11 protein-coding genes are annotated in these 12,888 nt (G+C 43.4%); 10 read left to right on the forward strand and 1 reads right to left on the reverse strand.

What is annotated here, in order from left to right; translation table 11 throughout:
• Nucleotides 1-11 precede the first annotated feature (11 nt).
• Both helD and MHB64_RS12785 read left to right on the forward strand, forming a co-directional pair.
• Nucleotides 12-2,363: an RNA polymerase recycling motor HelD gene (helD, locus tag MHB64_RS12780; protein ID WP_341134548.1), complete on the forward strand. Its 2,352-nt coding sequence runs from the start codon at nt 12-14 to the stop codon at nt 2,361-2,363.
• 133 nt (nt 2,364-2,496) lie between these two features.
• Complete coding sequence (locus tag MHB64_RS12785; protein WP_094868577.1) at nt 2,497-3,810, forward strand: MFS transporter; 1,314 nt, start codon at nt 2,497-2,499, stop codon at nt 3,808-3,810.
• Nucleotides 3,811-3,865: 55 nt separating this feature from the next.
• Here the strand turns inward: MHB64_RS12785 and fsa are convergent, their stop codons facing one another.
• Complete coding sequence (gene fsa, locus MHB64_RS12790; RefSeq protein ID WP_042126959.1) at nt 3,866-4,513, reverse strand: fructose-6-phosphate aldolase; 648 nt, start codon at nt 4,511-4,513, stop codon at nt 3,866-3,868.
• A 235-nt stretch (nt 4,514-4,748) separates the two neighbouring features.
• Here fsa and MHB64_RS12795 point away from each other — a divergent pair, with 235 nt between their 5' ends.
• From MHB64_RS12795 to MHB64_RS12830, 8 genes are all read left to right on the forward strand, one after another.
• Nucleotides 4,749-5,201 (forward strand): hypothetical protein, encoded by a 453-nt coding sequence (locus MHB64_RS12795; protein WP_341134549.1) that lies wholly within the window; start codon nt 4,749-4,751, stop codon nt 5,199-5,201.
• Nucleotides 5,202-5,207: 6 nt separating this feature from the next.
• The gene (locus MHB64_RS12800; protein ID WP_341134550.1) at nt 5,208-5,771 is read left to right on the forward strand and encodes a GNAT family N-acetyltransferase; all 564 of its coding nucleotides are present in this window, start codon (nt 5,208-5,210) and stop codon (nt 5,769-5,771) included.
• A 28-nt stretch (nt 5,772-5,799) separates the two neighbouring features.
• Nucleotides 5,800-6,480, forward strand: coding sequence for a ribose-5-phosphate isomerase RpiA (gene rpiA / locus MHB64_RS12805; protein WP_341136073.1), 681 nt, complete (start codon nt 5,800-5,802; stop codon nt 6,478-6,480).
• Nucleotides 6,477-6,956 (forward strand): VanZ family protein, encoded by a 480-nt coding sequence (locus MHB64_RS12810; RefSeq protein WP_341134551.1) that lies wholly within the window; start codon nt 6,477-6,479, stop codon nt 6,954-6,956. Before rpiA ends, MHB64_RS12810 begins: the two co-directional genes overlap by 4 nt.
• Before the next feature lie 3 nt (nt 6,957-6,959).
• Complete coding sequence (locus tag MHB64_RS12815) at nt 6,960-7,400, forward strand: GNAT family N-acetyltransferase (RefSeq protein ID WP_341134552.1); 441 nt, start codon at nt 6,960-6,962, stop codon at nt 7,398-7,400.
• A gap of 174 nt (nt 7,401-7,574) precedes the next feature.
• Entirely contained in the window at nt 7,575-8,030 is a 456-nt protein-coding gene (locus MHB64_RS12820) for a MarR family winged helix-turn-helix transcriptional regulator (RefSeq protein WP_341134553.1), read from the forward strand.
• Nucleotides 8,027-11,188 carry an MMPL family transporter gene (locus tag MHB64_RS12825; protein WP_341134554.1) on the forward strand — a complete coding sequence of 1,054 codons (3,162 nt, stop codon included), beginning with the start codon at nt 8,027-8,029 and terminating at the stop codon, nt 11,186-11,188. Before MHB64_RS12820 ends, MHB64_RS12825 begins: the two co-directional genes overlap by 4 nt.
• A gap of 285 nt (nt 11,189-11,473) precedes the next feature.
• Nucleotides 11,474-12,874, forward strand: coding sequence for a lytic polysaccharide monooxygenase (locus MHB64_RS12830; protein WP_445671638.1), 1,401 nt, complete (start codon nt 11,474-11,476; stop codon nt 12,872-12,874).
• Nucleotides 12,875-12,888: the final 14 nt, after the last annotated feature.

Genomic DNA, 12,888 nt, shown 5'->3' on the forward strand with positions numbered 1-12,888 from the left:
GATGAAATGTAGTGGAGAATCATGAAATTGAATGGAAAGAGGAACAGCAGCGGGTTGACGGAGTGACTAAGCTTTTGTCTGCCCATATCCGGCGATTATCTGAGGAGCTTGGACTCCATCGCAGTGATGTGGTGGATATGCGTAAAGATTTCTGGGAAGAGGTAACGGTAAACTTCAGTAGTCCAGATGATTTAGGGGAAACTTCAACAAGTCTGCGCCAACAATCCCAAATCTTGAATGAACGTGAACGCCATCATTTACAGTCGAGCAAGGCTTTGAAAAAATATAAAAAGCTGCTCGTTTCTCCTTACTTTGGGCGTATTGACTTTACAGAAGCACCAAATGGAGAAACGGAAAAGATTTATCTAGGGATTGGATCCTTGATGGAGGATGATGGCACCTTCTTGATCTATGACTGGCGTGCGCCTATTTCGAGCTTATATTATGATGGTGCTCCTGGCCCAGCAGCTTATGAAACACCCGGTGGACTTGTTTCCGGTACAATGAATCTTAAGCGTCAGTTTGTGATTTCTGATGGTGTCATTGAAGTTATGTTTGATACTGGGGTAACGATCGGTGACGAGCTTTTACAGCAAGTGCTTAGCCATAGTGCCGATGATCGAATGAAGAGTATTGTAGCTACCATCCAGAAAGAGCAAAATGCGATTATCCGCAACGACAAAAGCCGAATGCTGGTTGTTCAGGGTGCCGCAGGGAGCGGGAAAACCTCTGCTGCATTGCAGCGGGTAGCTTATCTTTTGTATAAATACCGTGAAGTTCTGCAAGCTGACCAGATGTTGTTGTTCTCACCGAACCCGCTGTTTAATAGCTATGTTTCAACCGTGCTTCCAGAGCTAGGTGAAGAAAATATGCAACAAACCACTTTTCAAATGTATCTTGAGCATCGTTTAGGACATGAATTCCAGCTGGAAGATGTCTTTAGTCAGACAGAAAACCTATTGAATGCCCCTGATGGTCCTGAAGTGGGGATACGCAGAGAAGGCATCGCTTATAAATCATCCGTACCTTTTCTCGATGTGATTCGTCGGTATGCTACGATGCTGGAACATGAGGGCATGTTGTTCAAGCCTTTAATGTTTCAAGGTAGAGCGGTAGTCAGTAAAGAAGAAATGGAACGTCATTTCTATGCCTATGATTCCACCATTAAGCTTGCGAACCGCGTAGACTTAATGACACGCTGGTTACTGAAGAAGATTGCTGATTTTAGTCATGAGGAAAGAAACGCTTCATGGGTTGAAGATCAAATTGAGCTATTGGACTCCAGTGATTACCATCGTGCATATCAGATGTTACGACGTAAGAAGAAAGCCACGCAGGATAGTTTTGATGATTTTGATACTGAAAAAGAAGTGTTATCCCGGTATGTAGTCAGCCAACGCTTAAAACCACTGCGCGGATGGACTAAACGAGGCCGTTTTGTGGATGTTAAGGGCTTGTACAGTGCGCTGTTTACGGATCGTGAGCTTATGGAACGTCTAAATGGTGTTAATTCTCTGCCGGAAATCTGGGATGAGATCTGTGAGCAAACACTAAAATCAATCGCAGTAAACGAGCTTGCCTACGAAGATGCTACACCATTCCTTTATTTGAAGGAGTTAAGCCAAGGCTTCCGTACCAATACGCTGATTCGTCATGTGATTGTGGATGAAGTACAAGACTACTCACCTTTCCAATTAGAATTCATGCGCCGTTTATTTCCAAGGGCAAAAATGACCGTATTGGGTGATCTGAATCAGGCGATCTATGCACAAGGTGAGGTGCTCGGTGATTTGTCTAGTTTGGTAAGCATTTATGGGGAAGAAAACACAGAAGTGATCTCGTTAACCCGAAGCTATCGCTCCACTTTTGAGATTGTAGAATTTACGCGTTCAATGATTCCTGGAGGGGAAAGAATTGTGCCGTTTAATCGAAGAGGAGAAGAGCCTCAGCTAAGTGTGGTGTCTAGTGAGGATGAGCTTCTGAATGCAGTTGAAATGGATATCCGGAATTTGCAATCCAAGGGGTACCATTACGTGGCTGTCATCTGTAAAACAGCAGAAGAAAGCGCAAGAGTTCATGATGAACTACATAGTAGGCTACCCGTAAGGCTCGTTACGAAAGAAACGCCGAATTTCCAGAAGGGAACATTGGTGTTACCTGCTTACTTAGCTAAAGGTGTGGAGTTTGATGCTGTCATCATCTACGATGGTTCAGCTGAACGATATGGCAGAGAAAGTGAGCGTAAACTGTTCTATACAGCTTGCACTCGAGCAATGCACTTGCTGCATATTTTTAGTCTAGGAGAACCAAACCGGTTTCTTCCATCTGTAAAAGCAAAGACCATGATAACAAATTCGCTGTAAAGCCCAATTTTCTGATCATAAGATCGTCCTTTCGCATTGGCGGAGGACGGTCTTTTTATATGTATGAATAAAGAGGGATGAACAAACCACAATATAGAGAGTCGTCGCAAACAATGACAAAGGTGGTCAGTTCATGAAGGAAAGAAAATGGGATCTGCTTGCACTGGCATCCATTCCACTAATTATGACCCTCGGTAACTCCATGCTGCTCCCTATTTTGCCGCAGATATCTAAAGAACTAGGCATTAGCTCTTTTCAGGTGAGTATGCTGATTACTGTTTATGGATTGATGGCTATCGTGATGATTCCTATTGCAGGGTACCTGTCTGACGCTTATGGACGAAAAAAGGTGATTCTTCCGAGTCTAATCATTGCTGCTATTGGTGGAGTCGTCTGCGTGGTGGCGGCTTGGTTTATGAAGGGCGTTAGCGCCTATTGGGTCATTCTGGCCGGACGTTTGTTACAAGGGATAGGTGCAGCTGGTGCTTTTCCTATTGTGCTGCCCTTCGTTGGTGATTTATTCAAGGAAGAAGAGGATGTAAGCAAAAGTCTGGGAATTATTGAAACCTCTAATACCTTTGGTAAAGTACTCAGTCCGATCCTTGGTGCTTATCTTGGAATATGGCTCTGGTTTGCACCTTTTATCGCTATTCCTGTTCTATGTCTAATTTCATTTGCTTTAGTTCTGTTTCTAGTTCGAAAGCCGGAAGCGAAGGAACAACCTGAGAAACAGGGGATAAGAGAATTTTTATCCGGAATTATGAGCATTTTGCGTGAAAAAGGACGATGGTTGTATGCTATTTTTGCCATAGGCGGTATCTGTATGTTTGTAACCTTTGGCGTTCAATTCTATTTATCGGAAATGCTGGAATCTAAATTTAATATGCATGGCGCAATGAAGGGATTTGTGCTGGCAATACCATTAGCCTTGTTATGTCTGTCTTCATATGGAACAGGAAAGATCATTGGTCAGAACAAAACGCTAATGAAATGGCTGGGCTTTGGAGGTATGGTATTACTAACTGCAGCAATGATCTTTGCGGGGTTCAATAAAGGTATTTACTTCTTAGTCGGGTTTATGGGCTTAGGTTGTGTCGGAATCGGGATTGTGCTTCCTTGTATGGATGCTTTAATCACGGAGGGAATTGAGAAAGAGAACAGCGGTACGATTACCGCTCTCTACAGCAGTATGAGGTTTATAGGGGTAGCCGCAGGACCGCCAGTGGTATCGCTGCTGTTAAGCAGTGGCCATTGGGTGTTATTCGCTTTGATGGCAACAGTCGGCGCAATTGGTGGTTTGCTGACCTTATTTGCAGTAACGCCAAGCAAGGGGAGCAAGGGAGAATCTGGCGTGAAAGAAAAGGAGCAGGTAAATCCGCGCCTCTTGTCAAATCGTGTTCGTCAGACTTCTGCAAGGAATTTAGATGGAAAAAAGAGCTATCCTTAAGCTACGTTGCCGTAGCTTGCAGGATAGCCCTTTGATAAAAGAATGTAAGACAATCTTAAGCTTGTGGTACGGATTCCCAATCCTTCAGGAAGCGTTCGATACCGTTATCTGTCAGCGGATGCTTCCAGAGGGTAGGCAGGAGCGATCCTGGGATGGTAGCAATGTGAGCACCAGCAAGAGCGGCTTGCTCAACATGCGCAATGTTACGGATGGATGCTGCAATAATTTCGGAAGTCATACCGTAGTTAGTTAGGATGGTCTTCAGATCCTTGATCAGCTTCATTCCGTCAACACCGATATCATCCAGACGTCCTACGAAAGGAGAAATATAAGTTGCGCCTGCTTTTGCAGCCATCAAGCCTTGAGCCGCTGAGAAGACAAGCGTTACGTTAGTTTTGATACCTTTTTTTGTAAGCTCATAACAAGCTTCTAAGCCATCTTCAGTCATAGGGAGTTTAATGACAACGTTTGGAGCCCACTCAGCAATTTCATATGCTTCTTTAAGCATTTCTTCTGCTGTAAGTCCGATTACTTCTGCGCTTACTGGACCTGGAACGATGGCTACGATTTCTTTGATAACATCTTTAAACAATCTTCCTTCTTTAGCGATGAGTGACGGGTTAGTCGTTACGCCATCCACTAGACCGAGGCGAGTAATACGTTTGATCTCTTCAATATTTCCGGTGTCCAAGAAAAACTTCATTTTAAGTTTCCTCCCTTGATTTCCATATGGATTGACAAACAATATTCATATTTTCATTATGAGACATGTCAAACGAAGTTTCAACTGTTATTTTGAATATTTCAAAATAACTTTATAGATTGAATATCGCTTACACTTGTTAAAGTGTTGATAATATAGGATTGGTCTATGCAGTTATCCATGATAATATATAATCGGTATTGTTATTATGGAGTATTGGGTGGGACGTGATGAAATGTACTCGATATTAGTTATTTTGCTTGTGCTAGTGTTGTCAGTTGCCGGATTCTTGGCCTACCAGAACAGCAAATTGGTATCTAATCAGAATAAATTAGGAGCTTTATCACGCAATCCTTCTCTAATGTATTCTATCTTTGACCAATCTTGTGCTGCTAGTGTGGAAGATCCAGACGTAATTCCTTTAGTTCAATACACAGTTTTTGTGGAGTCCAGCGGGCAGGCAGTTGTGAATAAGCCTTTAGCAATCATTAATCTATGTAGAGTAAGTGCGGGTAGAGGAAATCTAGTTCTCGCTGATGTCGAACGCAGCGTGCTGGAGCACATTAAATTGGCAGCCCCCTCAGATGCTTTCATTGAGCATAAAGCTTACTTACATAGGACTGCTAACCACGCTGAAAAAGAGATGATCCTAAATTTAGAGGATGTAGTGAAATTACAATATACATAAGACAGAATGAAGAATATTGATTTTTTTGGCTGCAAGAAGGATAATACGAATTTGGATACAAGAAAAGAGGAAAATAGAGTGTCGCCCGTAACGGAAGTGAATTTTGAAGTAGTTGATCCAGAGAACGCTGATTTAAGAGAACTTATTACATTTCTGGATGAGGAACTGAAGATACGTTATCCGCATGAGATGATCTATGTTGTTGATTTCGAGGATCCCAAAGTTAAAGAAATGACTTTCGTAGTAGCCTACTTAAACGGAAATCCAGTGGGCTGTGGTGGGCTTCGTCCACTGGATTATATCGGAATAGAGATTGCAACGATGGAGTTGAAGCGCTTTTATGTAGATTCTAGTTATCGTAAAATGGGCATAGCTACAAATATGCTGTTATTCCTTGAAGAACAAGCATTAGCGGCGGGGTTTAAAGAGATCCGATTGGAGACCGGAATTAAGCAGCCAGAAGCGATTGCACTTTACGTCAAGCATGGCTATCAACCGATTGATTTATTTGGTCCCTACATAGGTGATCCGGATAGTCTCTGTTACGGCAAAATACTATTAACTTTATAATGGATAACATGGGGGTATTAAAATGAGTATCAACGTTAAACAACTAGCAGCTGAAAAAGCAGTGGAATATGTAGAAGATGGAATGAAGGTAGGTCTGGGTACGGGATCAACTGCCTACTGGGCAATCCGCAAGCTCGGTGAACGAGTCAGTGAAGGCTTGAAAATTACCGCAGTAGCTACTTCACGCGCTTCCGAAGAGCAAGCACGAGAGCTAGGAATTCCACTGGTAGCTTTTGGTGATATTGATAGTCTGGACTTAACCATTGACGGAGCGGACGAGCTAGACAGCAGTCTGCAACTAATTAAAGGCGGCGGCGGCGCTTTGCTTCGTGAGAAGATTGTAGCTAGTAATAGTACCCGAATGATTGTGATTGCCGATGAAGGTAAAGTTGTAAACACGCTAGGCAAATTTCCGTTGCCGGTGGAAATCGTTCCTTTCGCGTGGGAATGGACTGTGGCAGAGCTTGCCAAACTGGGTTGCCAACCTGAATTGCGTCGCAGCGGAGAAGAGTTATACAAGACGGATAATGGCAATTACATTGCGGACTGCCGATTTGAAGCGATAGAAGCTGCACCGAAGCTAGCACTGACCATCCAAAACATCCCGGGTGTTGTAGATCACGGCCTATTTATTGGAATTGCAGCGATGGCGATCGTAGGTAAACTTGATGGAACTATCGAAATTATTGAAGCTCAATCTAAGAATTGATTAACCGCAGACATAAAGAAACTTACCGTTCATGGCCGCTAAAAGGATTGACACGGGTAGTGCTAACTCTGTATAGTGCTACTGTTATCTATTGGATGTTTATCGGATTTGGACGTGAGGTACATACCGGAGGTCCTCTTCAGTATAATCTGGTTCCATTTCGCACGGTGTCACTTTATTTCAACTTGGATAACGGTCTATCACTTATCAATCGGCTAGTAAATCTGCTAGGAAATGTTGTGGTTTTTATTCCATTTGGTTTTCTTTCGCCATTAGTAAAGATACGTCCGGTTTCTTGGCTTAGGATCTCGCTATATGCTGTCCCTTGTATACTGCTTTTGGAGTGCTTGCAAATGCTGCTGCATGTGGGAAGCTTCGATATTGATGATTTACTATTAAACATGCTGGGTGTGTGGACAGGCTACGGATTGTTTCGAGTGATTAGCTTTAAAAGGAACAAAGAAGGAGAAATGTGAAGAATGTTGATTGATCTTAAACCCCTCATTGGTACACCTGAGGTGAATGAGCTGCTGACCTATGCGGTCATAGATGATCCGAATGCTCTACAGCAGACTTCGTCTGATTATAGCGAACAAGCCGCGCTAAATTTATATGGCTGGGAAGAGGAAGAATTACTGCTTGGTCTTGTAGGCTTTGAAGAAACAGAAGATGGTTCTTTGGATATTCGGCATATTGCTGTATTGCCAGAGAACAGAGGAAAAGGTTATGCACGGGGGATGATTCTGGAGCTGCTTACTACGCGTCAGCCGCGTTATCTGGTAGCTGAAACAGAGGATGAGATTGCTGCAGATTTCTACCGTAGTCTTGGGTTCATGGTGTATAGCCTCGGCGAAAATGCAGCAGGCATTGAAACGCTGAGATGTGTTTATGAAGTAGAAGAGATCGCGGATGAGGAATAAACTGTTGTTAGAAGACGTACAATGGCAGGTCGAGATGAACTCTCGGCCTGTTTTTTTGTGGGGTACATTTTAAATTATTCCTTAGAATTGTAAAGTTGACTTTTGAAATAAATGGGATTATAGTTTGACAATGAAACTATTATACAGTTGAACTATATTTGGAGGTAGGAAGCTTTGGAAGGTGAAGTTCAGCATTGGATTAACCGTTATATGGATGCTTATATGATGGTGACTAGACAAGTAGCCGCAAGAATTAAAGATAGCATTGCTGCAGATACAACGAATGATCAGTATCAAATTCTGCGTCTAATACATGCTCAGGAACAATGTACATCTACATATCTGGCAGAAACTTTTTGCGTGGGTAAAAGCTCCATTACAGCAATTATCAACAGACTGGTGCAAGCGGGCATTATCGAGCGAACCCGTGATGAGAATGATCGTCGTCAGGTGTATTTATCGATGTCAGAGCATGGTAAAAAAGTATTTGAAGCAGCTGAGTCGCAAGTACATGAAGTAGTGGCCCCGTATTTGTTTCATTTTGAAAAGAAGGATATTGAGACGTTCATCATGATGTTTGAGAAACTGGCAAGTCTAATTCAGAATGATAATGGAGGGAAGAGCCAATGAAGACGATTCTAAAAGCAAGATGGGCGGTTATCGCAATCTGGCTCGCTGTAGCGGTGGTGCTAGTGATGACGGCCCCGTCTTTCTCTGATCTTGTCCGTGAGAAGGGGCAGGTTACCGTTCCAGAGGGATACCCTTCATCTAGAGCAGCAGAAATCATGAAGGAAGCGTCAAGCGACAAGGGAGGCGAATCGCTCCATCAAGTAGCCCTTGTGTTCAATAACCCGAAGGGAATCGGAGTGGAAGAAACAGCAAGTATTCAACAAGGCGTTGAGAAGCTGGCTGCGAATAAGGAATCTCTGCAGTTAGATTCCATCACCGATCCTTTTTCACAAAGTGAGCTTAAAGATACACTGATTGCCAAAGATGGCAAGACCATTATGGTGGCGTTGTCCGTAAAAGGTGAAGGAGAGGCTGTTACTGCGCTGCCAGATAAAGTGGATGAGATGCTCTCAGGTGTTAAAGCAGATCATTATTTGACGAGTGAAGGTCTGATTACAGAGGATATGATTGCAAGCTCAGAAGCAGGGCTAAAGAAGTCGGAGTATATTACAGTTGTCTTTATCCTACTTATTCTATTCGTTGTGTTTCGTTCGTTCGTAGCGCCTTTTGTACCGCTGCTGACAGTGGGTATCAGCTATATTGTATCCCAATCTGTCGTGGCTTTTTTGGTGGACCGTTATGATTTTCCTTTATCTACCTTTACTCAAATCTTTATGGTTGCAGTCATGTTCGGAATTGGTACGGATTACTGTATTTTGCTGATCAGTCGCTTTAAAGAAGAATTGATGACCGCAGAAGATACTAAAAGTGCAATCATTGCAACTTATCGAAAAGCTGGAGGAACGGTGTTCTATTCGGGCTTAGCAGTGTTTGTAGGTTTTGTAGCGATTGGGTTATCGAAATTTATTCTTTATCGTTCAGCAGTAGCTGTTGCAGTTGGTATTGCAGTTATGCTATTGGCACTTGTGACGATTGTTCCATTCTTTATGGCTGTTCTAGGCAAAAAGCTATTCTGGCCTTCCCGAGGCAAGCTGGAGCATAGTGAGAGCCGTATTTGGGGATGGGCAGGTTCTTTTTCTTTAAAAAGACCGTGGGCCGCTCTTCTAATTGTTGCAGTAATCGTAGCCCCTTTCTTAGTTACCTATAGCGGTAAGCTGTCCTTTAACAGCCTGGAGGAAATTGGTTCAGAATATGCTTCGGTAAAAGGTTTTAATATTATTTCAGAGAGCTTCGGACCAGGTGAATCGATGCCTGGCAAGATCGTAATCAAGAATGATGATCGTATGGACAATTCAGAATATCTGGGACTTGCAGAGAAAATTAGCCGTGAATTGGAAAAAGTGGATAGCGTAAAATCTGTTCGGAGTATGTCACGTCCAACAGGTGAGCTGATTAGTGATTTCTTGATTCCGAATCAGGTGGGTACTCTTTCTGCTGGACTGGACCAGAGTAATGAAGGACTGACCAAGATTCAAACCGGCTTGTCTGAAGCCAGTAAACAGCTTAGCGATAATGCTCCGAAACTTACAGAGGCTGTTGCAGGAAGTGCTAAGCTGACAGAGGGCACAGCTGATCTCAAAGATGGAATCGTTGCTTTAGGTGCTGGGCTCACCCAGATTGAGAGCGGGATTAAGAGTGGCTCAGCGGGTGCGGGAGAGATCAAAGCCGGTCTTCAGCAGGCAGCAACAAGTGCTAAACAATTAGCAGATGCAAATGCGAAGTTACTTGAGGGCTATAAAAAAATCGGTGGTGGCTTAACCCAGCTGGGTGAAGGACTCGGGCAGCTTCCGAAGCAGCTGCAAGGGGTAGCAGAGGCATTAAAAGGACTGGACGGTTCCTTTGCTGGCCTTGAGAGCAGTTATCCGGAAATGGTTCAGGATGTAAATTATTTGACGATCAAAGGTACAGTAGCACAAAGTGGTACGGGTGCAGCACAGCTAGCAGCCGGTCTTGGTCAGGTTTCAGAACAGCTTAAAGGTGCAGCTACTGGTTTAAATGAGGCGAATGCCGGTTATGCCAAAGCTGCAGCTGGGCAAACCGCGCTCGCACAAGGCTTAGCTAAGCTTGTAGCTGGAATGAGTCAACTGCAATCTGGACTCGATCAGGCGGCAGCAGGTCAAGGGCAGATCGTAGATAAGATTCCATCTATCACAAGTGGTCTTGACCAATTGCAAGGCGGACAGAAGCAGCTTGCAGATGGTTTTGGTGAATTGACAGGTCAGATTGGAGCCTTAACCACTGGACTAAGCGATAGTGCTGATGGATTGAAGCAAATTACAAGCGGTCTGGGCTCGGCACAAGAATACTTGAATCAGATTCAAGCGGCTAAGGATGAAGAACTGAGCGGATTCTTCGTACCAGCTGAGGCACTTAAAGCTGAAGGTATAAAGCAGGTATTTGATACGTACTTGTCTGATGACCGTAAGGTGATGACGTTGGACGTGGTATTCACAGAGAATCCATATAGCTCAGAGGCTATAGATAGTGTGGGTGATATTCAAGCAGCAGTAGATCGCGCAGTTAAAGGTACGAAGCTTGAAAATGCTGAAACAGCTATTAGCGGGGTTACAAGCAGTCAAAGCGATTTGCGGAACATTTCCAATGAAGACTATACACGTACAGTAATCTTGATGCTGAGCGGTATTTTCATCATATTAGTGTTGCTGCTTCGTTCAATCGTAATGCCGATTTACCTTATTATTTCACTTTTGATCACTTACTTTTCAGCGTTGGGCGTTACAGAGGCTATATTCGTTAATCTTCTGCACTTTGAAGGAATTACCTGGACAACGCCATTCTTTAGTTTTGTTATGCTGATTGCACTAGGTGTGGATTATAGCATTTTCTTAATGGCCCGGTTTAACGAAAATAAAACATGGGACGTAAAAGAAGCGATACTACACGCTATGCGCAATATGGGCACAGTTATCCTTTCAGCTGTAGTTATTCTGGGAGGTACCTTCGCTTCGATGTATCCTTCTGGGGTATTGTCGATGATGCAGATTGCTACAGTGGTGCTCGTAGGATTGGCCTTGTATGCTTTAATCTTCCTGCCGTTCTTTGTCCCTGTAATGGTACGGATCTTCGGCCGAGGAAATTGGTGGCCATTTTCGGTTAAACAGAGCGGGGAAGCTAACAAACAGGATTTAAATATGTAAATGGGACTATACTCCATTTATGAATCAGAAGTCATCACAAGTTGTTTTTTTGCAGCCAGCCACCGATATATTTATCGGTGGCTGGCTGTTTATTTGAGTAGAATGAATCGCTTCGATGGGACATTATTAGCGGGGAGAACTACTAATCCGTTCAATTGTCATGGGTCTTTTATCCATTGTCGTTTGGTTCTTTAGGTTATTGTTATTATGTTTTCTGAAAATTATAATAACATTGATTCGTTTTCAATGTCTTCAAATTACAACTAGAAAGCGAGATGATGAATGATGAAAGTAAACATGAAGAACAGCAGTATCGCAAAGAAGGTCGCTCCATTTGTTATCACAGCGGGGGTTATTGCCGGAGTAGGACTTATCGATACCGATAAAGCGTTAGGACACGGTTATGTATCCGAACCAGCAAGTCGTGCGAAGCTTGGTGCAGCGAATAATGTGGGTTCTGTTCAATATGAGCCACAGAGTCTAGAGGCACCAAAGGGCTTCCCACTGGCGGGTCCTGCAGACGGGAAAATTGCATCTGCGGGTGGCATGTTCGGAGGAATTCTGGATCAGCAATCCAGTGATCGCTGGATTAAGCACGATATGGTTGGCGGAGTAAATGACATCACGTGGTATCTTACAGCACAACATAGAACAACAAAATGGCATTACTACATTACGAAAAAAGGTTGGAATCCTAATGCGCCAATTAAACGTTCCGATTTAGAGCTTATTGGAACTTTTGAGAATGGCGGTAAACAGCCAGAGCGTTCTGTGACACATAAAGTAAATGTCCCAACTGACCGCAGTGGATACCATGTTATTTTGGCGGTGTGGGATATTGATGATACGGCGAATGCCTTCTACCAAGTCATTGATGTGAATCTAAAGAACGGTGAATCAGGACCTGGGGTTCAACCAGACACGGAGAAGCCATCAACGGTAACAGGGTTACACACGATGAATGTAGAATCGGGCAGTGTAGAGCTTATGTGGAATGCTGCAACAGATAACTTAGGCGTAGATCATTACATGATTTATCGCGGGGATAGCGTCGGTATAGCGAAACAAACCGGAACATCCTCAACAACGAGCTTTAAAGACATTACTGTAGAACCAGGTAAAATTTATACATATTATATTGTTGCGGTGGATCGTGCAGGGAACATGTCAGGCGGAGGTAATATTATTGTTGTTAGCACACCAAACCCGGAAGTGGTTATACCTCCAGTGGAAACACCAGATACTGTGAAGCCTTCGATGGTTGAGGGGCTGCATACCATGTCAGTGAAGCACAATAGTGTTAATTTAATGTGGAATGCCGCCCAAGATAATGTAGGTGTTGATCATTATGTTGTGTATCGAGATGGTATTGAATTGACCCAAACTAAGGGAACTTCCTTTACGGATTTAACGGTGCAAGCTTCCACTACGTACAATTATCATGTGAGAGCTGTAGACGCTGCTGGTAATATTTCAGACAACAGCTCTTTGTATACAGTCACAACCCTTGTGAAACCCGTATTACCAGATGTAGCAGCTTGGAATGCCACCGGGTTGTACATTGTAGGAACAAAAGTTGAATACAAGGGTAACGTTTATGAAGCTCGAGTGACATTTAGAAGTTTCGGTGATACCAACTGGAATCCGGAGTCGGCATTATCGCTTTGGAAATTAGTGACGAACTAATAACATCGTTTTCC

This window comes from Paenibacillus sp. FSL K6-2859 (genome assembly GCF_038008265.1).
GTDB classification, from domain to species: domain Bacteria; phylum Bacillota; class Bacilli; order Paenibacillales; family Paenibacillaceae; genus Paenibacillus_AQ; species Paenibacillus_AQ nitricinens.